Annotated in this window: 20 protein-coding genes; 9 read left to right on the top strand and 11 right to left on the bottom strand. The window is 61.9% G+C overall.

The features are described 5' to 3' along the window. Positions 1–33: 33 nt before the first annotated feature. The 7 genes from AAEZ10_RS09790 to AAEZ10_RS09760 all read right to left on the bottom strand — a co-directional run bounded on the left by AAEZ10_RS09790 (position 34) and on the right by AAEZ10_RS09760 (position 8,549). Positions 34–576: a DUF2058 domain-containing protein gene (locus AAEZ10_RS09790; protein WP_016773645.1), complete on the bottom strand. Its 543-nt coding sequence runs from the start codon at positions 574–576 to the stop codon at positions 34–36. Between the two features lie 26 nt (positions 577–602). After that, positions 603–1,436, bottom strand: a complete 834-nt coding sequence (gene mazG, locus AAEZ10_RS09785) for a nucleoside triphosphate pyrophosphohydrolase (RefSeq protein WP_323167437.1) — start codon at positions 1,434–1,436, stop codon at positions 603–605. A gap of 146 nt (positions 1,437–1,582) precedes the next feature. Beyond that, complete coding sequence (gene relA / locus AAEZ10_RS09780; protein WP_041479585.1) at positions 1,583–3,826, bottom strand: GTP diphosphokinase; 2,244 nt, start codon at positions 3,824–3,826, stop codon at positions 1,583–1,585. A gap of 101 nt (positions 3,827–3,927) precedes the next feature. Then, positions 3,928–5,304 carry a 23S rRNA (uracil(1939)-C(5))-methyltransferase RlmD gene (gene rlmD, locus AAEZ10_RS09775; RefSeq protein ID WP_281878002.1) on the bottom strand — a complete coding sequence of 459 codons (1,377 nt, stop codon included), beginning with the start codon at positions 5,302–5,304 and terminating at the stop codon, positions 3,928–3,930. Then, positions 5,304–6,206 (bottom strand): cysteine synthase CysM, encoded by a 903-nt coding sequence (gene cysM / locus AAEZ10_RS09770; RefSeq protein ID WP_039757833.1) that lies wholly within the window; start codon positions 6,204–6,206, stop codon positions 5,304–5,306. The genes rlmD and cysM overlap by 1 nt, the downstream gene beginning before the upstream one ends. 209 nt (positions 6,207–6,415) lie before the next feature. After that, positions 6,416–7,840 carry a sensor histidine kinase gene (locus tag AAEZ10_RS09765; RefSeq protein WP_350568987.1) on the bottom strand — a complete coding sequence of 475 codons (1,425 nt, stop codon included), beginning with the start codon at positions 7,838–7,840 and terminating at the stop codon, positions 6,416–6,418. Continuing rightward, entirely contained in the window at positions 7,827–8,549 is a 723-nt protein-coding gene (locus AAEZ10_RS09760) for a response regulator transcription factor (protein WP_243240921.1), read from the bottom strand. The genes AAEZ10_RS09765 and AAEZ10_RS09760 overlap by 14 nt, the downstream gene beginning before the upstream one ends. Positions 8,550–8,755: 206 nt before the next feature. Here AAEZ10_RS09760 and AAEZ10_RS09755 point away from each other — a divergent pair, with 206 nt between their 5' ends. Both AAEZ10_RS09755 and AAEZ10_RS09750 read left to right on the top strand, forming a co-directional pair. Beyond that, positions 8,756–11,509, top strand: a complete 2,754-nt coding sequence (locus tag AAEZ10_RS09755; protein WP_350569215.1) for a response regulator — start codon at positions 8,756–8,758, stop codon at positions 11,507–11,509. An 81-nt stretch (positions 11,510–11,590) separates the two neighbouring features. Then, on the top strand, positions 11,591–12,580 hold the full coding sequence (locus AAEZ10_RS09750) for a 2-hydroxyacid dehydrogenase (RefSeq protein ID WP_123443632.1): 990 nt from the start codon (positions 11,591–11,593) through the stop codon (positions 12,578–12,580). A gap of 6 nt (positions 12,581–12,586) precedes the next feature. On the opposite strand, the gene AAEZ10_RS09745 is transcribed toward AAEZ10_RS09750, so the two are convergent. Continuing rightward, positions 12,587–13,045 (bottom strand): hypothetical protein, encoded by a 459-nt coding sequence (locus tag AAEZ10_RS09745; RefSeq protein WP_130929333.1) that lies wholly within the window; start codon positions 13,043–13,045, stop codon positions 12,587–12,589. A 134-nt stretch (positions 13,046–13,179) separates the two neighbouring features. Here AAEZ10_RS09745 and AAEZ10_RS09740 point away from each other — a divergent pair, with 134 nt between their 5' ends. Further along, positions 13,180–13,614 (top strand): hypothetical protein, encoded by a 435-nt coding sequence (locus AAEZ10_RS09740; RefSeq protein ID WP_016773638.1) that lies wholly within the window; start codon positions 13,180–13,182, stop codon positions 13,612–13,614. Next, on the top strand, positions 13,614–14,018 hold the full coding sequence (locus AAEZ10_RS09735) for an META domain-containing protein (RefSeq protein ID WP_130929331.1): 405 nt from the start codon (positions 13,614–13,616) through the stop codon (positions 14,016–14,018). The genes AAEZ10_RS09740 and AAEZ10_RS09735 overlap by 1 nt, the downstream gene beginning before the upstream one ends. 143 nt (positions 14,019–14,161) lie before the next feature. Here AAEZ10_RS09735 and AAEZ10_RS09730 read toward each other — a convergent pair whose 3' ends face one another. Then, positions 14,162–14,626, bottom strand: coding sequence for a TlpA disulfide reductase family protein (locus AAEZ10_RS09730; RefSeq protein ID WP_130929330.1), 465 nt, complete (start codon positions 14,624–14,626; stop codon positions 14,162–14,164). Between the two features lie 113 nt (positions 14,627–14,739). Here AAEZ10_RS09730 and arsC point away from each other — a divergent pair, with 113 nt between their 5' ends. The 3 genes from arsC to AAEZ10_RS09715 are packed head-to-tail and all read left to right on the top strand — an operon-like array spanning position 14,740 to position 16,111. After that, the gene (gene arsC, locus AAEZ10_RS09725) at positions 14,740–15,093 is read left to right on the top strand and encodes an arsenate reductase (glutaredoxin) (protein WP_016773635.1); all 354 of its coding nucleotides are present in this window, start codon (positions 14,740–14,742) and stop codon (positions 15,091–15,093) included. Further along, a complete protein-coding gene (wrbA, locus tag AAEZ10_RS09720; protein WP_016773634.1) occupies positions 15,090–15,686 on the top strand; it encodes an NAD(P)H:quinone oxidoreductase in 597 nt (198 codons plus the stop codon). Before arsC ends, wrbA begins: the two co-directional genes overlap by 4 nt. Next, on the top strand, positions 15,686–16,111 hold the full coding sequence (locus tag AAEZ10_RS09715; RefSeq protein WP_076563849.1) for a DUF2069 domain-containing protein: 426 nt from the start codon (positions 15,686–15,688) through the stop codon (positions 16,109–16,111). Before wrbA ends, AAEZ10_RS09715 begins: the two co-directional genes overlap by 1 nt. A gap of 135 nt (positions 16,112–16,246) precedes the next feature. On the opposite strand, the gene AAEZ10_RS09710 is transcribed toward AAEZ10_RS09715, so the two are convergent. Next, the gene (locus AAEZ10_RS09710) at positions 16,247–16,921 is read right to left on the bottom strand and encodes a DNA-3-methyladenine glycosylase I (protein WP_350568982.1); all 675 of its coding nucleotides are present in this window, start codon (positions 16,919–16,921) and stop codon (positions 16,247–16,249) included. Between the two features lie 167 nt (positions 16,922–17,088). Continuing rightward, entirely contained in the window at positions 17,089–17,913 is an 825-nt protein-coding gene (gene ttcA, locus AAEZ10_RS09705) for a tRNA 2-thiocytidine(32) synthetase TtcA (protein ID WP_056788114.1), read from the bottom strand. A 425-nt stretch (positions 17,914–18,338) separates the two neighbouring features. Between ttcA and AAEZ10_RS09700 the strand changes: the two genes are divergently transcribed. Together AAEZ10_RS09700 and AAEZ10_RS09695 are read left to right on the top strand one after the other, a co-directional pair. Beyond that, complete coding sequence (locus AAEZ10_RS09700; RefSeq protein WP_016773629.1) at positions 18,339–18,941, top strand: Yip1 family protein; 603 nt, start codon at positions 18,339–18,341, stop codon at positions 18,939–18,941. Between the two features lie 148 nt (positions 18,942–19,089). Then, positions 19,090–19,584 (top strand): SprT family zinc-dependent metalloprotease, encoded by a 495-nt coding sequence (locus tag AAEZ10_RS09695; protein ID WP_024013976.1) that lies wholly within the window; start codon positions 19,090–19,092, stop codon positions 19,582–19,584. Positions 19,585–19,645: the final 61 nt, after the last annotated feature.

Genomic DNA, 19,645 nt, shown 5'->3' with positions numbered 1-19,645 from the left:
TGAGCGGGGTTCGTCGTTGTTACAGCCTTGGATTTACCACATCAGATCGTCAGGGATCTGGTACGCCGCGTACGGATCGTCCTCGGCGTTGACCTCTTCGGTCTGCACGTTGAGCTGGACGATGCGCTGCGGGTCGCGCTCCTGGATCTTCAGCGCCGCTTCACGGGGAATCACTTCATAGCCGCCGTTGTGGTGCACGATCGCCAGCGAACCGCTGCTGAGCTTGTTGCGCATCAGCGTGTTGACCGAGATGCGCTTGACCTTCTTGTCATCGACGAAGTTGTAGTAGTCCTCGGTGGTCAGCTTGGGCAGACGCGAGACTTCGATCAACTGCTTGACCTGCGCGGCGCGGGCCTTGGCCTCGGCTTTTTCCTGCTGCTGACGGTTCAGCTCCTGGTCGCGCTTGACCTTCTCGGCCATGGCTTCCTGGGCGGCGCGCTGCTGCGAATCGTCCAGCTCGGCCTGGCCTTTGTGGGCCAGGCGCTGTTGCTTCTGCTTGTCTTTGCTGACCTGCTTGGCCTGCTTTTGGTTGACCAGGCCTGCTTTGAGCAACTGGTCGCGAAGGGAAAGGCTCATCAATGCTTACTCACTTGGGCAACGGCTCAGCCGCAGCTGGGCTCATTCTTTTCCTGGCGTTTGGCTTCGCCCCACAGGGCGTCCAACTCTTCGAGGGTGCAATCTTCCATGGGACGGTGGGTGTCGCGCAATGCCTGTTCGATAAAACGGAAACGTCTTTCAAACTTGCCATTGGCGCCGCGCAGGGCGGTTTCCGGATCGACCTTCAGATGCCGGGCCAGATTGACCACGGAAAACAGCAGATCGCCGATCTCGTCGGCCACCGCCACCGGATCGTTTTCCGACATGGCTTCGAGCACTTCATCGAGCTCTTCGCGCACCTTGTCGAGCACCGGCAAAGCGTCCGGCCAGTCAAAACCGACCTGCCCGGCGCGTTTTTGCAACTTGGCTGAGCGCGACAGTGCCGGCAAGGTGGCCGGCACGTCGTCGAGCAAGGACAACTGCTCGGGCGCTGAGGCTTTCTCGGCACGCTCTTCGGCCTTGATCTCTTCCCAGCGCTGCTTGACCTGCTCTTCGCTCAAGCGCGGCACGTCGAGCGGCGCGTACAGATCGCCCGTCGGGAACACATGCGGATGACGGCGGATCAGTTTGCGCGTGATGCCGTCGATCACCCCGGCAAATTCGAACCGCCCCTCTTCCTTGGCCAACTGGCTGTAATACACCACCTGAAACAACAGATCGCCCAACTCGCCCTGCAAATGGTCGAGATCACCACGTTCGATGGCATCGGCCACTTCATAGGCTTCTTCGAGGGTGTGCGGGACGATGGTCGCGTAGGTTTGCTTGATGTCCCACGGGCAACCGAACTGCGGATCGCGCAGGCGGGACATCAGGTGGAGCAGGTCTTCGAGGCTGTACATTTTTCTAACTCTGAATAGACCTGTGGGAGCGAGCTTGCTCGCGAAGACGGCGGCTCCGCCGACATCCATATTGACTGATACACCGCTTTCGCGAGCAAGCTCGCTCCCACATTGGATCGGCGTTCAACATTCGAAATCGTCGATCTTCACGGAGTACGGTTACGTCGCGTTTCGATGATGTTCGGCAATTGCGAAATCCGCCCCAGCAGCCGCCCGAGCGCATCCAGACCGGGGATCTCGATGGTCAGCGACATCAGCGCGGTGTTGTCTTCCTTGTTCGAGCGGGTGTTGACCGCCAGCACGTTGATGCGCTCGTTGAGCAGCACCTGCGAGACGTCACGCAGCAGCCCGGAACGGTCGTAGGCGCGGATGATGATGTCCACCGGATAGGTGAGCACCGGCACCGGCCCCCAGCTGACCTGGATGATCCGCTCCGGCTCGCGCCCGCCCAGTTGCAGCACCGAGGCGCAGTCCTGGCGGTGAATGCTCACACCACGGCCCTGGGTGATGTAACCGACAATCGCATCGCCCGGCAGTGGCTGGCAGCAACCGGCCATTTGCGTCATCAGGTTGCCGACGCCCTGGATCTGGATATCGCCCCGCTTGCCCGGCTTGTAACCGGTCGCCTTGCGCGGAATCAGCTCCAACTGTTCGTTGCCGCGCTCCGGCTCGACCAGTTGCTGCGCAAGGTTGACCAGATGCGCCTGACGCAGGTCGCCGGCGCCGAGGGCGGCGAACATGTCTTCGGCGGTTTTCATGTTGGCCTTTTCGGCCAGCTTGTCGAAATCCACCGCCGGCAGGCCGAGGCGATTGAGTTCGCGCTCGATCAGGGTTTTACCGGCCGCGACGTTCTGATCGCGAGCCTGCAGCTTGAACCAGTGAACGATTTTCGCCCGCGCGCGCGAGGTGGTGACGTAACCGAGGTTCGGGTTCAGCCAGTCGCGGCTCGGCGTGCCGTGCTTGCTGGTGATGATCTCGACCTGCTCGCCGGTCTGCAGGCTGTAGTTCAACGGCACGATACGGCCGTTGATCTTCGCGCCCCGGCAGTTGTGGCCGATTTCGGTGTGTACCCGATAGGCGAAATCCAGCGGCGTCGCGCCTTTCGGCAAGTCGATGGCGTGTCCGTCGGGAGTGAAGATGTAAACCCGATCGGGCTCGATGTCGACGCGCAGCTGCTCGGCCAGACCGCCGATGTCACCCAGCTCTTCGTGCCATTCGAGCACCTGACGCAGCCAGGAGATTTTCTCTTCGTAATGGTTCGAGCCGGATTTGACGTCGGTGCCCTTGTAGCGCCAGTGCGCGCAGACGCCGAGTTCGGCTTCTTCGTGCATGGAGTGGGTGCGGATCTGCACCTCGAGGACCTTGCCTTCCGGGCCGATCACCGCCGTATGCAGCGAGCGGTAGCCGTTCTCTTTCGGGTTGGCGATGTAGTCGTCGAATTCTTTCGGGATGTGCCGCCACAGAGTGTGGACGATGCCGAGCGCGGTGTAGCAGTCGCGCATTTCCGGCACCAGCACGCGCACCGCGCGAACGTCGTAGATCTGGCTGAATTCCAGACCCTTGCGCTGCATTTTGCGCCAGATCGAGTAGATGTGTTTGGCCCGGCCGCTGATGTCGGCGTCGACGCCGGTTGCCTGCAGTTCGTCCTTGAGCTGGGTCATCACGTCGCTGATGAAACGCTCGCGATCCAGCCGCCGCTCGTGGAGCAACTTGGCGATCTGCTTGTATTGATCGGGTTCGAGATAGCGGAAGGACAAGTCCTCCAGCTCCCATTTGATGTGACCGATGCCAAGGCGATGCGCCAGTGGCGCATAGATGTCGAAGACTTCGCGAGCGACGCGGTTGCGCTTTTCATCGTCGGCGGTTTTCACCGCACGGATGGCGCAGGTGCGTTCGGCCAGTTTGATCAGCGCAACGCGCACATCATCGACCATGGCCACGAGCATCTTGCGCAGGTTCTCGACCTGCCCTTGGGTGCCCATGACCATCGATTGCCGTGGGCTGAGGCTGGCGCTGATGGCCGCCATGCGCTGCACGCCGTCGATCAGCTTGGCCACCACCGGACCGAAGCGCTGGCCGATGGCCGCCAGCTCGATCTGGCCTTCACGCACGCCGCGATACAACACGGCGGCGACCAGCGAATCCTGGTCAAGCTTGAGGTCGGCGAGGATCTCGGCGATCTCAAGGCCAGTGCTGAAACTGCCGGAGCCTTCGGCCCACAGATTCTTCTTCGCGTTGGACTGCTGTTCGGCCTCGCGAGCGAACTCGCAGGCCTCTTTCAAGGCCTCGCGATCCAGTGCCAGATCGACACTGACCGCGTGATCGAGCCAGGCCTCGAGATTGATACTGCCGTCGGTGTTGATCGGCTGGTGTGCTCTCACCTGTACCATGCTGCTTTACCTTCCCTACGACGCAGATTCAATGCGTCAAATCGCTGATCCTCAGTGTCCGTTCGCGCTCGCGGGGCTCAGGCGAGCGCTGCGCGGACAGATCAGACGGATTCAGACGAGCCGTCCTGGCTCGCTTCAAATAACGCCATGGCCTCGACATGTGCCGTCTGAGGAAACATATCGAGAATCCCGGCACGTTTTAACCGGTAGCCCTGCTTGATCAATTCCTGCGTGTCGCGCGCCAGCGTGGCCGGATTGCACGACACATATACCAACCGTTTGGCACCCAGGGTCGCGAGCTTGCGCACCACCTCGAAAGCACCGTCACGCGGTGGGTCCAAGAGTACCGCAGAAAAGCCGTTTCCGATCCACTGGGCATCGCTCAAAGGCTGGGATAAATCGGCTTGAAAAAACTTTGTGTTATGCAAATTGTTACTGACGGCGTTGGCAGCGGCCCGCTCGACCATGGTCTGCACGCCCTCCACAGCCACCACTTCACGGACGCTTTTGGCCAGCGGTAGTGCAAAATTTCCCAACCCGCAAAACAGGTCGAGCACGCGTTCTTCAGCCGTCGGTTTCAGCCAGTCCAGCGCCTGGGCGATCATCGCTTCGTTGACCCCGGCGTTGACCTGAACGAAGTCACCCGGCCGATAAGCCAGCTCGAGATTCCACTGTTCCAGGCGATAACCGAGGCTCTGACCGGCCTCGACCGGTTGCGGTTCACCTTCGCCATGCAGCCACAACTGCGCTTCATGGAACTGGCAGAAATCCTTGAGGATGCTCAGATCCGCTTCGGACAACGGCGCCATGTGCCGCAGCAATACCGCCAGAGATGAGCCGCTGAACAACTCGACATGGCCCAGCGCCTGCGGTTTGCTCAAGCGCCGCAGCATCTCTGGCAAGCGGGTCATGATCGGTTGCAAGGGCTGTACCAGCACCGGGCATTCGCTGATCGCGACGATGTCCTGACTGCCGGCGGCGCGGAAACCTACTTCGAGTTTCTTTGCCTTCATGTCCCAGCGCACGGCGATCCGCGCGCGCCGACGGTAGCCGAATTCCGGGCCGGTCAGCGGCGCCGCCCATTCTTCAGGTTCGACACCGGCCACCCGCGACAATTGCTCGGCGAGCATGCGCTGTTTCAGGGCGAGTTGTTCGTCGTGGGGCAAGTGCTGAACGCTGCAACCGCCACAACGGCCGAAGTGCGCGCACGCTGCCGGACGACGCAATTCGCTGGCAGTGAATACCCGTTCGGTACGCGCCTCGACCACTTTGCCGTGGGCGCCGAGCACCCGTGCTTCGACCTCTTCACCGGCAAGGGCGCCGAGGACGAACCAGGTTTTGCCTTCAAAAAAGGCGATACCGCGACCGTCATTGGCCAGGCGCTCGATACTCAAGCGCTGCTTTTTGCCGGTCGGGATCTGTGGCGCCTTGCTGCCGCCGGTGGGCTGGAAGCGCAGGCCTCTCTCGTGTTTGGCCATCAGTTCGGCGCGTCGAAAATGCCGGTCGACAGGTAACGGTCGCCACGGTCGCAGATGATCGCGACGATCACCGCGTTTTCAACTTCTTTGGACAAGCGCAGCATCGCTGCCACCGCACCGCCCGAGGACACGCCGCAGAAGATGCCTTCTTCGCGGGCCAGGCGCCGGGTAACGTCTTCGGCTTCGCTTTGCGCCATGTCGACGATGCGATCGACGCGGTCAGCCTGGTAGATCTTCGGCAGGTATTCCTGCGGCCAGCGGCGGATGCCGGGAATGGCCGAGCCTTCCATCGGTTGCAGACCGACGATCTGCACGCTGTCGCTCTGCTCTTTGAGGTAGCGCGACACGCCCATGATGGTGCCGGTGGTGCCCATCGAACTGACGAAATGGGTGATGCTGCCCTGGGTCTGACGCCAGATTTCCGGGCCGGTGGTGGTGTAGTGCGCTTCGGGGTTGTCGCCATTGGCGAACTGGTCGAGCACCTTGCCACGGCCTTCGGCTTCCATACGCTGGGCCAGATCGCGGGCGCCTTCCATGCCCTCTTCCTGAGTCACCAGGATCAGTTCGGCACCGTAAGCGGTCATCGCCGCTTTACGCTCGGCGCTGGAGTTGTCCGGCATGATCAGGATCATCTTGTAACCCTTGATCGCAGCGGCCATCGCCAGCGCGATGCCGGTGTTGCCGGAGGTCGCCTCGATCAGCGTATCGCCGGGATTGATCTGCCCGCGCAACTCGGCGCGAGTGATCATCGACAACGCCGGGCGGTCCTTGACCGAACCCGCCGGGTTGTTCCCTTCGAGCTTGAGCAAAAGGGTGTTGCTGGTGGCGCCGGGCAGGCGCTGCAAACGCACCAGCGGCGTGTTGCCGACGCAATCGGCGATGGTTGGGTACTGCAAGGTCATGGCGTATTCGCAATCCAGACGTGCGGGGGCGCCTATCATACCGGCAAACCCGCGCAGGCCATATCACGCAAAGTGCGGTGCTTATGGTTTATGGGAATAAGGCACAAAAGTCTCACCAGTGGTGAGCCTTTTATTTGCGCAACACTCAGTTCTCGTGGTGCTGCTTGGAATTCGCGAGCAGGCTCGCTCCCACAGGGGATGAATGTTGCTTATGCGATCTGCGGTGAATGCACAGCCATTGTGGGAGCGAGCCTGCTCGCGAAGGCGTCCGCATGGGCAACACCATCATCCGCCAGCAAGCGCAAATTCAACCGCAGCCCCGCCCCGGTGTTTTGCGCCCAGAGCAACCCGCCCTGGCGCTGCACCGCATTGCGCGCAATGCTCAAGCCCAGGCCAAAGCCACCATCCCCGGGTCTCGATCCATCCAATCGAATGAACGGCGAAAAGATTCGCTGCAGATCTTCGTCAGCCACGCCGCCGCCCTGATCCTCCAGCCACAAATGCCAATACTCGCCATCGCGCCGTGCATCGAGACGCACAATCCCGCCCTCGGGCGAGTGACGAATGGCATTGCGCAGGATGTTTTCCAGCGCTTGCGCCAGGGTATCGAGGTTGCCGCGCACCCAGCACGATGCCTCGACCGAGCATTGCAGTTGCAGACTCGGCCAGCCGCTTTCATAGCAGGCGTTGTCGGTAAGCATTTCCCACAGCGCCTGAATCTGGATCGCTTCATCCGGCAACGGCGAGCGGTCGGTGTCGAGCCAGGCCAGTTGCAGGGTGTCTTCGACCAGCCGCTGCATGCCGTCGACTTCGCGGCCGATGCGCTCGCGCAATTGCGCCAAGCCCCGTTCGCTTTCGCTGGCCACACGCAGACGGCTCAGCGGCGTGCGCAGTTCGTGGGACAAGTCGCGCAATAACTGCTGCTGCAAGGCGACCGTGCTTTGCAAGCGCTCGGACATGGAATCGAAGGCCCGCGCCAGCTCACCGAGTTCATCCGGGCGCTGGGTGATGCCGCTCGACAGGCGCACGCTCAACTGATCAGCGCGCCAGGCGTTGGCCTGTTCGCGCAGGTTGTTCAGCGGCACCACCAGCAGGCGATACAGGCCGACGCAGAGCAACAGGGTGAACAGCCCGGGAATCACGCCGTTGGTGATCACCCGCCAGAACACCCGGTACTTGCCCGGGACAAAACGCTCGGGCAATTCAATGACGAGAATGCCGACGGTCGGATCCTGAGGGAACGGTACCCGCAGCCAAGGTCGGCCCTTCTTGTGGATCGGCCAGTCGAGGCCGCGCAAAAAGGTCAGGTGCTGCACCTCTGCCGCGTTCAACGGCTGGCTGCTCAGCGACTGCAAATCAGCGCCGATCACCCCGACCCAACTGGCCTCGCGCAATTCCATGCTTTGCAACCAGTCATCGACGCCACTGCGCCCGCCGCGCTGCCACGCTTGTTCGGCTTGCGCGGCGTAACGGCTGAGGGTGCTGCGCGCGTCACTGGAGAGGAACTGATTGCGCTCCTCCATGTAGCGGCCCCACGACCAGCTCAGCCAGATCATCAGCAGACAGAACGCCACCAGCAGGCACGCCAGTTTCCAGAACAGCGAATGCCGCCCCGGCAGTTCAGACAGTTTCATCGGCGCCGCTCAAGACGTAGCCCTTGCCCCACACCGTGCGCACTTCGCGCTCGGTGTAACCGATGGCTTTGAGTTTGCGGCGGATCTGGCTGATGTGCATGTCGAGGCTGCGGTCGTGCGCCGCAAAGCCGCGTTGCAGGACGTGCTGATAAAGGAAGGCCTTGCTCAGCACTTCCTCGTTGTTGCGGTGCAGGGTTTCCAGCAGACGGAATTCGCTACGGGTCAACCCCGCCGCTTGCTCGCGGTAGAACACGTCGCACTGTTCGTCATCGAAACGCAGGGTGCCGCTGACCACCGCAGCGGTAACCGCAGGCGGGCGCCGATCCAGGGCCACGCGGCGCAGGATCGCTTCGATGCGCACATGCAACTCGGCCATGCTGAAAGGCTTGGGCAGATAGTCATCGGCACCGAGGCGGAAACCGCTGATGCGATCGGCCTCGGCACCCAGCGCCGACATCAGCAGCACCGGCGTCGAATGGCTCTGCCGCAATTGCGTCAACAACTGCAGACCATCGAGCCCCGGCAGCAGAATATCCATCAGCACCACGTCGAAAGGCTGGCGCTGGGCGACGTTCAGACCTTCCTGGCCGTTCTGGCACCAGGTCACTTGAAAACCGCTGCGGCCCAGATGCTCGTGCACATACGCGCCGAGGACCGGATCGTCTTCAATGGAAAGGATGCGTGGCTGGCCAACGGAAACAGGAGTCATGAGTATCTGCAAGTAATTCTCAGTTGGCGGATTATTCAAGATTGTCCGACAGCGGGCAACATAAGCTTGGCCTGTCGGACGAACGAGTGCGTGGGCGGCGCTGCATTTTCCGCAAGATTGCCCGCCTGCAAATCGCTACACTGCGCCCATGTCGCGTGCCGGATGCACGCATGTGTCAACAGATCAGCGGGATGCGGGAGATAGGCGTGCTCAAGAAACTGGGAATCAAAGGTCGCGTGCTGTTGCTGACCTTGTTGCCGACCAGCCTGATGGCGCTGGTGCTGGGTGGCTATTTCACCTGGACGCAGCAGACCGACCTGCAAAGCCAATTGATGCAGCGCGGCGAAATGATCGCCGAGCAACTGGCGCCGCTGGTGGCGCCGGCGATGGGCCACGGCGATGCCGATCTGCTCGAGCGCATCGCCACCCAGTCCCTTGAACAACCTGACGTGCGCGCGGTGACTTTCCTCGCGGCGGACCGCTCGCCACTGGCCCACGCTGGACCGACCATGCTCAATCAGGCCCCGAGCGGCGACAGCGCGCTGCTGCAACGACGCAGCGGCAATGACGCGACGCGCTACCTGATGCCGGTGTTCGGCAAGCACCGCAACCTCGCCGGCGAAATCATTCCCGAAGAATCCGAACGCCTGCTCGGCTGGGTCGAGCTGGAGCTGTCGCACAACGGCATGTTGCTGCGCGGCTATCGCAGCCTGTTCGCCAGCCTGCTGCTGATCGCCGCCGGACTTGCCGGCGCCGCCCTCCTCGCGTTGCGCATGGGCCGCACCATCAACCGTCCGCTGAGCCAGATCAAACAAGCGGTCGCGCAACTCAAGGACGGTCATCTGGAAACCCGCTTGCCGCCCCTCGGTAGTCAGGAGCTGGATGAACTGGCCTCGGGTATCAACCGCATGGCCGGCACCCTGCAGAACGCTCGCGAAGAATTGCAGCACAGCGTCGATCAGGCCACCGAGGACGTGCGGCAGAATCTGGAAACCATCGAGATCCAGAACATCGAGCTGGACCTGGCGCGCAAAGAAGCGCTGGAAGCCAGCCGGATTAAATCCGAATTCCTCGCCAACATGAGCCACGAGATCCGCACGCCGCTCAACGGCATTCTCGGCTTTACCCACCTGTTGCAGAAAAGCGAACTGACCCCGCGCCAGCTCGACTATCTGGGCACCATCGAAAAGTCCGCCGACAGCCTGTTGGGGATCATCAACGAGATTCTCGATTTCTCGAAAATCGAGGCCGGCAAACTGGTGCTCGATCACATTCCGTTCAACCTGCGTGATCTGTTGCAGGACACCCTGACCATTCTCGCCCCGGCCGCGCACGCCAAGCAGCTTGAGCTGGTCAGTCTGGTCTATCGCGATACGCCGCTGTCGCTGGTCGGCGATCCGCTGCGCCTGAAGCAGATCCTCACCAATCTGGTCAGCAACGCGATCAAGTTCACCCGCGAAGGCACCATCGTCGCCCGGGCGATGCTCGAAGACGAACACGAAGACAGCGTGCAACTGCGCATCAGCATTCAGGACACCGGCATCGGTCTGTCGAGTCAGGATGTCCGCGCGCTGTTCCAGGCTTTCAGTCAGGCCGACAATTCGCTGTCGCGCCAACCCGGCGGCACCGGGCTGGGGCTGGTGATTTCCAAGCGCCTGATCGAGCAGATGGGCGGCGAGATCGGCGTCGACAGCACGCCGGGCGAAGGTTCGGAATTCTGGATCAGCCTGAGCCTGCCCAAGACCCGCGACGATGCCGAGGACCTGCCCGCCGCGCCGCTGCTCGGGCGCCGTGTGGCGGTGCTGGAAAACCACGAACTGGCGCGTCAGGCCTTGCAACATCAACTGGAAGACTGCGGACTGCAAGTTACGCCGTTCAATACTCTGGAGAGCCTGAGCAATGGCGTCACCGGCGCGCATCAGACCGATCAGGCGATCGATCTGGCAGTGATCGGCATCACCAGCAACGACATGCTCCCGGAACGCTTGAATCAGCACATCTGGGACCTCGAACACCTGGGCTGCAAAGTGCTGGTGCTGTGCCCGACCACCGAACAGACGCTGTTTCATCTGTCGGTGCCCAACCCGCACAGCCAGCTGCAAGCCAAACCGGCGTGTACGCGCAAGCTGCGCCGGGCGTTGTCCGATCTGGTCAATCCGCGCCAGACCCGCAGCGAACCGGGCGAGCCGCTGTCCAGCCGTGCGCCGCGCGTGCTGTGTGTCGACGACAACCCGGCCAATCTGTTGCTGGTGCAAACCCTGCTCGAAGACATGGGCGCCCGCGTGCTCGCGGTGGAAAGCGGTTACGCGGCCGTCAAAGCCGTGCAGAGCGAATCTTTCGATCTGGTGCTGATGGACGTGCAGATGCCGGGCATGGACGGCCGCCAGACCACTGAAACCATTCGCCAGTGGGAAAGCGAGCGGCATTGCACGCCGCTGCCGATCGTCGCCCTCACGGCCCACGCCATGGCCAATGAAAAACGCGCGCTGCTGCAAAGCGGCATGGACGACTACCTGACCAAACCGATCAGCGAGCGGCAACTGGCGCAGGTGGTGTTGAAGTGGACCGGACTGGCCCTGCGCAATCAGGCGCCGGAGCGCAGCGGCGACAGCGCGGCGAATCAGCAGGAACTGCCGGTGCTCGATCACGAAGAAGGCTTGCGTCTGGCGGCGGGCAAGGCGGATCTGGCGGCGGACATGCTCGCCATGCTGCTGGCGTCGCTGGAAGCCGACCGCGAAGCGATACGCGCCGCGCGTGACAGCCACGACCAGAATGCCCTGCTCGAACGCGTGCACCGTTTGCATGGCGCGACCCGTTATTGCGGCGTGCCACAACTGCGCGCCGCCTGCCAGCGCAGCGAAACCCTGCTCAAGCAGGACGATCCGAAAGCCGCCGCCGCACTGGATGAACTGGAGCGCTCGATCAATCGACTCGCGGCGCAGGCGCGCATCAGCGCCTGATCCACGGCAAGGCACGGCGCGCGCAAAGCGCTACAGTTGTCGCGGGCCATTGCGGCCCGCGTCGATGTTCCAGGAGGATTCATGCGCACGATCATTTTCAGCAGCCAGACCTACGACCGCGACAGCTTCCTCGCCGCCGACTGCCCGGCCGGGCTTGAACTGCATTTTCAAGCGGCGCGGCTCAGCCTCGATACGGCGGCGCTGGCCGAGCAACACGAAGTGGTCTGCGCGTTCATCAATGACGACCTCAGCACCCCGGTGCTCGAGCGCCTCGCTGCCGGTGGCACGCGGCTGATTGCCCTGCGTTCGGCGGGTTACAACCATGTCGACCTGCCGGCGGCGAAACGCCTCGGCCTGGCCGTGGTTCGTGTGCCCGCCTACTCGCCGCACGCCGTGGCCGAACATGCGGTGGCGCTGATCCTCGCCCTCAATCGTCGCTTGCATCGCGCCTACAACCGCACCCGCGAAGGCGATTTCAGCCTGCACGGCCTGACCGGTTTCGATCTGGTCGGTAAAACCGTCGGCATTGTCGGCACCGGACAGATCGGCGCAACGTTCGCGAAAATCATGCACGGCTTCGGCTGTGAACTGCTCGCTTACGATCCGTATCCCAATCCCGAGGTGCTGGCCTTGGGCGCACGTTATCTGAGCCTGCCGGAATTGCTCGCGCAATCACGGATCATCAGCCTGCATTGCCCGCTCAACGAGCAGAGCAAGCACCTGATCAATCGCGACTCACTGGCGCACATGCAGGCGGGGGCGATGCTGATCAACACCGGGCGTGGCGGGCTGGTTGACACGCCAGCGCTGATCGACGCGCTGAAGGACGGCCAACTCGGTTATCTGGGGCTGGATGTTTACGAGGAAGAGGCGCAGCTGTTTTTCGAGGATCGCTCCGACCTGCCGTTGCAGGACGATGTGTTGGCGCGTCTGCTGACGTTTCCCAACGTTATCATCACCGCGCATCAGGCGTTTCTGACCCGCGAGGCGCTGGGCGCGATTGCCGCGACCACCCTGCACAACATCGCGACCTGGGCGGCAGGTGCGCCGCAGAACCAGGTCGAGGGTTGAACGGTTTTACTTGGACAGCGAAGACGCCAGGATCAGCAAGCCCAGCCAGCCGAAACCGAGCAGGCGCTGCTTGCTCGAATGGCCGTTGCGCAGCAGGAACCAGACGAAAAACGCTGGCAACAGAAACACCATGATTTTCAGCCAGCCTTCCACCGGGCGACTGCCATCGGCGTTGAGCGGTTGCTGCGCCTCGCGGGCCTGTTCTGCGGCCTGCTGACGACGGCGACGCCCTGCTGCTGCCGGCATCACTTTGGGTAAAGGCTCGGACACTGGCGGCGCAACCGCCTCGGGCACTGCGTTGTTACGTGGCAGGCTGCCGAAGGAAATCGTCGAGGCTTGCACCGGTGCCGCCGTCGATTGCGCCTGCATGGCGGCATGTTCGGCCATCGGCGCGCCGCAGTGAATGCACACCAGCGCTTCGGAACTGATGCTCCGCTTGCATTCATAACATTCGATCAGCGCCATGTTCCGTTCCTTCAGATTCGGGGGCCGGCAGTTTGCCATGACTGTCGGCGCATTTGAACCGGATCGAAGGTCGCACGCGTGCATCATTCTGCAATCGAGCCCGTGCTAGCATGTCGCGCATATTTGGAGGACCCATGGTCGAACACGATTTCCGCTACACCCTGATGAACCCGCAACACACCCTCACCGAATGCCGCGCCCTGGTTCCGGGCCGCTATCAGGTGACCGGCAACGGTGGCTCGATCCGTATCGGCGATGCCCTGTTGGTCACGCTCAAAGGCAGCAAGGATTTGTCCATGCGCCTGACCGTCGACACGGTCCGCCACCTGATCAATCCGCCAGGCCAATGGACCGCAATGACCACAGGCCCGGTGTTCGGCGAACTGGCCATTCACACCTGGCAGGTCAACTGCGACAGCTGCGCGAAAGAGCTGAGCTTCGAATTCGCCGTGGACGCCAAACTCGGCAAGTCCGCCGAGAAACCCGCCGCCACCGCGCGCATCGCCGAGCTCGGCTGGAAAGCCGTCGGCGACAAGCACCTGTGCCCGAAATGCCAGGAGCCTGCGTGATGAAACGCCTCGCCCTGACCGCACTGATCGGTGTCGGCCTGGTCGGTTGCGCCGCAGAGCCGGTGCAACTGCAGCACAACCGCAGCTACATTCTGGAATGGATCGGCGAGCGGCCATTGATGGATTACAGCCATCTGACCGTGACCCTTGGCGATGACGGCCGCGCCTACGGCAACGGCGGCTGCAACCATTGGTTCGCGCCTTACACGCAGGACGGCGACAAGCTGAGCTTCGGCAAGATCGGCAAGACCCGCAAGCTCTGCGCCCCGGCGTTGATGGAGCAGGAACAACGCTTCTTGCAGGCGCTGGAAAAAGTCGAGCGCTGGGACATTTCGCCGATCGAGCAGATACGCTTCTGGCCGGCTGAAGGCAAACCGTTGCGCTGGTGGCTGGAAGAGGGCTGAGCCCTTCTGTGCCCGCAGGGGTTACCTGTGGCGAGGGGATTCATCCCCGTTGGGCTGCGTAGCAGCCCTGAGTTTGCAGTTCGCCCGGAACTGCGCATGGGGCCGCTTCGCGACCCAACGGGGATGAATCCCCTCGCCACAGGTTACTTGTTCCGCAACGCCTCCAGCTTCGCCATTACCCCCGCCGCCGTCTGCTCACCCAGCAACTGCTCACGCACCTTGCCCTTGTCATCGATGATGAACGTCACCGGCAGCGCCTCACTGCGCGGCAGGTCGAACAGCTCGGCCGGATCCTGCGCCAGCACGGTGAACTTGATGCCGAGTTTCTCGCTCGCCTCTTTCAATTCCGCGCCCTGCACGTTGTCGAAGTTGACCCCGAACACCCCGACGTTCTTGCTCTTGAGCTCATCAGCCAAATGATTCAGCTCGGGAATTTCCGTGCGGCATGGGCCACACCATTCGGCCCAGTAATTGAGCACCACCCACTGTTTGTCCAGACGTTCGGACGCTACCTTGTGGCCGTTCTGGTCGATGCCGTAATCATTACCGCAGCCCCCCAGCATCAACGCCCCGAGAATCGTCAATGCCGCTGCCAATCGCCGTGTCATGTCGTGTTCCTTGTGAAAATTCGAAAGCGCCTGCGACCCATCGCCTCTGACGGTTCTGGATTGCGCGCCGCACAGTTAGAATAGCCGCCACTTTACGCCAGAAGCGACCCGCCATGACCGATCTGACGCTTTATCACAATCCGCGCTGCTCGAAATCCCGCGGCGCGCTGGAACTGCTCGAAGCCCGCGGCTTGACTCCGACTGTCGTGCGCTACCTGGAAACGCCGCTCAGCGCCACGCAGATCAAGGCCCTGCTCGGCAAGCTCGGGATCAGCGCGCGGCAGCTGCTGCGCAGCGGTGAAGAGGAATACAAAACCCTGAACCTGGCCGACGCCAGCCTCAGCGAGCAGCAGCTGATCGACGCCATCGCCGCGCACCCGAAACTCATGGAGCGGCCGATTCTGGAAGTCGGCGACAAAGCCGTCATCGGTCGCCCACCGGAAAACGTGCTGGAGTTGTTGCCATGAGCACGCCGTACATTCTGGTTCTCTATTACAGCCGCAACGGTTCGACCAACGAGATGGCACGGCAAATCGCCCGTGGCGTCGAGCAGGCCGGAATGGAAGCGCGTCTGCGTACGGTGCCGGCGATTTCCACCGAGTGCGAAGCGGTGGCGGCGGAGATTCCCGCTGAAGGCGCGCTCTACGCCAGCCTCGATGATCTGAAGAACTGCGCCGGCCTCGCCTTGGGCAGTCCGACGCGTTTCGGCAACATGGCCGCGCCGCTCAAGTACTTCCTCGATGGCACCAGCAACCTCTGGCTGACTGGCGCGCTGGTCGGCAAACCGGCCGGTGTGTTCACCTCCACCGCCAGCCTCCACGGCGGTCAGGAAACCACGCTGTTGTCGATGATGTTGCCGCTGTTGCATCACGGCATGTTGATCACCGGCCTGCCCTACAGCGAATCGGCCCTGCTCGAAACCGAAGGTGGCGGCACGCCGTACGGCGCCAGCCATCATGCCGGTGCCGACGGCAAGAACGGTCTCGATCAGCACGAAGTGGCGCTGTGTCGCGCACTCGGTCTGCGCCTGGCGAAAACCGCGCAGAAACTGGTGGGCTGATGGCGAAGAAGCCGAAAGTCCTGCCCTCGATAGAGTGGCTTGAGCCACGGGTCAAGGCGATGCGCGTGCTCAGCCTGCTGAGCTTTTTCGCCCTCGCCGGCTTGCTCGCTGTTTATTACCTGGTGTTCGCCGACCTGCATGGCGCGCGGCCTTGGGTGATTCTGCTGGTCGAGCTGATCCCGTGGCTGGTGCTCGCCCCGGCGATGATCATGGGCAGCGCCCGTGGCCATTCATGGATGTGTTTTGTGGTGAACCTGTATTTCATCAAAGGCGCCCTGGCGGCGTACGACCCCAACCGGCAGCTGTTCGGCCTGCTGGAAATGGCCGCGAGCCTGGCGGTGTTCTGCTCGGCGCTGTTGTATGTGCGCTGGCGCTATCAGCTGAATCGCAAATTGGCTGGCGAAGGCGAGATCAGCGTCGCCTGACCGATCGCCATCAGTTGCTACACCGATCGTTCCCACGCTCTGCGTGGGAATGCATCCAGAGACGCTCTGCGTCTCAGGGACGCGGAGCGTCCCGGGCGGCGTTCCCACGCGGAGCATGGGAACGATCGGATTGACTCAATGGTTCACGGTATAGGCGAGCATCATCGAAATCTGGCTCATCGGCCGTCCGCCGCTCTGTTCGTGCCACTGGTTGAACGCGTTCTGCACCGTCGCCAGATCACGCTGGCTGGTCGGCACTTTGTCGACGATGTTCTGTGCATTCAGCGCCGCGACCACGTCGTAGCTCGGCACGAACGTGTCCTTGCCGACCATGCGCAAAAAACGTGGCGCCGACAGCCCGCCGAGTTGGTGGCCGTGCTTTTTCAGGTACGTCCACAGGCCGACGATATCGGTCACCGGCCAGTCGGCGATCAACGCGCCGAAGCTGCCCTTGTCCTTTTCCACATCGAGAATGAACTGCGCATTGCGCGGCACACTTTTCAGCTTGCCGAGATGGCGGATGATCCGCGCGTCCTGCATCAGGCGCTCAAGGTGTTCGGCGCTCATCAGCACGACTTTTTCCGGATCGAACTTGAAGAACACTTCTTCGAACGCCGGCCACTTGGCGTCGACCAGGCTGTGCTTGAGCCCGGCGCGAAAAACCCGCAGGGCCATGGTCGAGAGGTAGCGGTCGTCGCGGATCTTGCGCAGTTGTGCGGGGGTCTTGGGAACGGGCAGATGGGCTTCCAGTTCAGCCGCCGAACCGAAACGGTTCAGACAGTATTCGTGCAGCCACTTGTAATCGCGCATGCCCTCTCCTGAGGTTTGGAAATGAATAACACCTGCAGCAGCAGGCCCCTGTGGCGAGGGGATTCATCCCTGCTGGGCTGCGCAGCAGACCCCGAGATTTTGGGGCCGCTTCGCGCCCCAGCGGGGATGAATCCCCTCGCCACAGGGCTCGCTTCTACAGGTTGTGTTTACAGATTGACGACATTGACGAAACGCGAAGCCGCGGTTTCGTCGATCTTCAGGCTGGTGAAGTCGAACAGGTTGCGGTCGGCCAGTTGCGACGGCACCACGTTCTGCAGGCTGCGGAAAATCGATTCGGTGCGGCCCGGGGTCTTGCGGTCCCAGTCCTGGAGCATTTCCTTGACCACCTGGCGCTGCAGGTTTTCCTGTGAGCCGCAGAGGTTGCACGGGATGATCGGGAATTGCTTGAGGTCCGAGTAGGCCTGAATGTCCTTCTCGTTGCAGTACGCCAGCGGGCGGATCACCACGTTGCGGCCATCGTCGGCGCGCAGCTTCGGCGGCATCGCTTTCAGGGTGCCGTTGAAGAACATGTTGAGGAAGAACGTTTCGACGATGTCGTCGCGGTGATGACCGAGGGCCATTTTCGTCGCGCCGATTTCGTCAGCGAAGGTGTACAGCGTGCCGCGACGCAGGCGCGAGCACAGCGAACAGGTGGTCTTGCCTTCCGGCACCAGTTCCTTGACCACCGAGTAAGTGTCCTTCTCGACGATGTGATACTCGATGCCCAGTTCTTTCAGGTAGGCCGGCAGGACGTGCTCGGGAAAGCCCGGCTGTTTCTGGTCCATGTTCACCGCGACGATGTCGAACTTGATCGGTGCAACCTTCTGCAGGTGCATCAGCACGTCAAGCATGGTGTAGCTGTCCTTGCCCCCGGACAGGCAGACCATGACCTTGTCGCCGTCTTCGATCATGTTGAAATCGGCGATCGCTTCGCCGGCCAGGCGGCGCAGGCGCTTTTGCAGTTTGTTCTGGTTGACCGTAAGAGTGCCCATGACGCGAAATCCGTGAGGTGTGACGAAAGGCCGGCATTTTACGCAAAAACCCCGGTAGCGCGAAGCATCTGTGGCGAGGGGAGTTATCCACGCTGGGTTGCGAAGCAGCCCTGAAACCTGAGAACTCGTATTGCCTGACACTGCGCGGTGTATGGCTTGGCGACTGCTGCGCAGCCGAACGGGGATAAATCCCCTCGCCACAAAAGTGTTTCAACCCCAAAAATGCCTTCCCCGCAAGACCCCGAGGCGATTACCTGCAATGTTTACAGCGCGATTTGCTCTAAGCCCGGCATACCGGTGCGCTGGACTCCTTTCTATACTGCGACATAAGGTCGCACACATCTGAAGACCTGTATTTGCTCGGCCATCTTGGCCCGTAGGCGCTCCGTTGGGGGGCGATGGCAATGACAAGAGGAGTGAATGGCATGATCCATCACGTAGTGGGACTGTTTACCCACCCCGATCAGGAATGGAAGGAGATCCGTGGCGACCAAGAGGAAAGCATCAGCCACATGTACCTGACGCACACGCTGATTCTGGCGGCGATCCCCGCTGTCTCGGCGTTCATCGGCACGACCCAGGTCGGTTGGGTGATCGGCAATCGCGCGCCGGTGATGCTGACGTTCGAAAGTGCCTTGTGGATGACCATCATGTCCTACCTGGCGATGCTCGGCGGGGTCGCGGTGATGGGCGCCTTCGTGCACTGGATGGCACGAACCTATGACGCTAATCCAAGCCTGGCCCGTTGCGTGGCATTCGCCACTTACACGGCGACACCGTTGTTCGTCGGCGGTCTGGCGGCGCTGTATCCGCACATGTGGCTGGGGATGATCGTCGGTACGGCGGCCATCTGCTACACGGTCTATCTTTTGTATGTCGGCTTGCCGACGTTCATGAACATCCCTTCGGATGAAGGTTTTCTGTTTTCCAGCTCGGTGCTCGCGGTTGGGCTGGTGGTGCTGGTGGCGATCATGGCGTTCACCGTGATTGTCTGGGGCCTGGGTGTCGGCCCGGTCTATACCAACTGACCTGTTTCCTCCCTGAGAAAAACAACATCTGCCAATACAGGCCGCCGCAAGGCGGCCTTCTTGTTGGAGCGACGACCATTCGGCAGGTCGACGATTCGCAAGTCGCCGGGGTTGCGGCATACTCGGCGTCTCTGGAGATCCATCAAGCATGCCCGAGCAACTCAATACCCGCGTCGAAGATTGTTACCAACTCGCTGAATCCTTTTTCAAACGCTCCTTCAAACGCCCCGTCGTCAGCCTCAAGCTGCGCGGGCAGAAAGCCGGTGTCGCGCATCTGCACGAGAACCTGCTGCGCTTCAACCCGCAGCTGTACCGGGAAAACACCGAACACTTCCTCAAGCAGACCGTGGCCCACGAAGTCGCCCACCTGATCGCTCATCAACTGTTCGGCGACCGCATCCAGCCCCATGGCGAGGAGTGGCAACTGATCATGCGCGGCGTCTACGAACTGCCGCCGGATCGCTGCCACACCTATGAAATCAAGCGGCGCAGCGTGACCCGCTATATCTACAAATGCCCGTGCCCCGACAGTGACTTCCCGTTTACCGCCCAGCGCCATGGCCTGGTGCGGCAAGGGCGGCGGTATCTGTGCCGGCGCTGCCGCAGTACGCTGGTGTTCAGTGGTGAAATGCGGGTGGAATGACAGTTTTGTAGAGTATCGGCGGGCCCCTTCGCGAGCAGGCTCGCTCCCACAGGGGAATGCA

Origin of the sequence: Pseudomonas sp. H26/SER47-MNA-CIBAN-0231, assembly GCF_040310465.1 — a bacterium.
Taxonomy (GTDB): Bacteria; Pseudomonadota; Gammaproteobacteria; order Pseudomonadales; family Pseudomonadaceae; genus Aquipseudomonas; species Aquipseudomonas atacamensis.
This window is presented reverse-complemented; position numbering and strand designations above follow the sequence as displayed.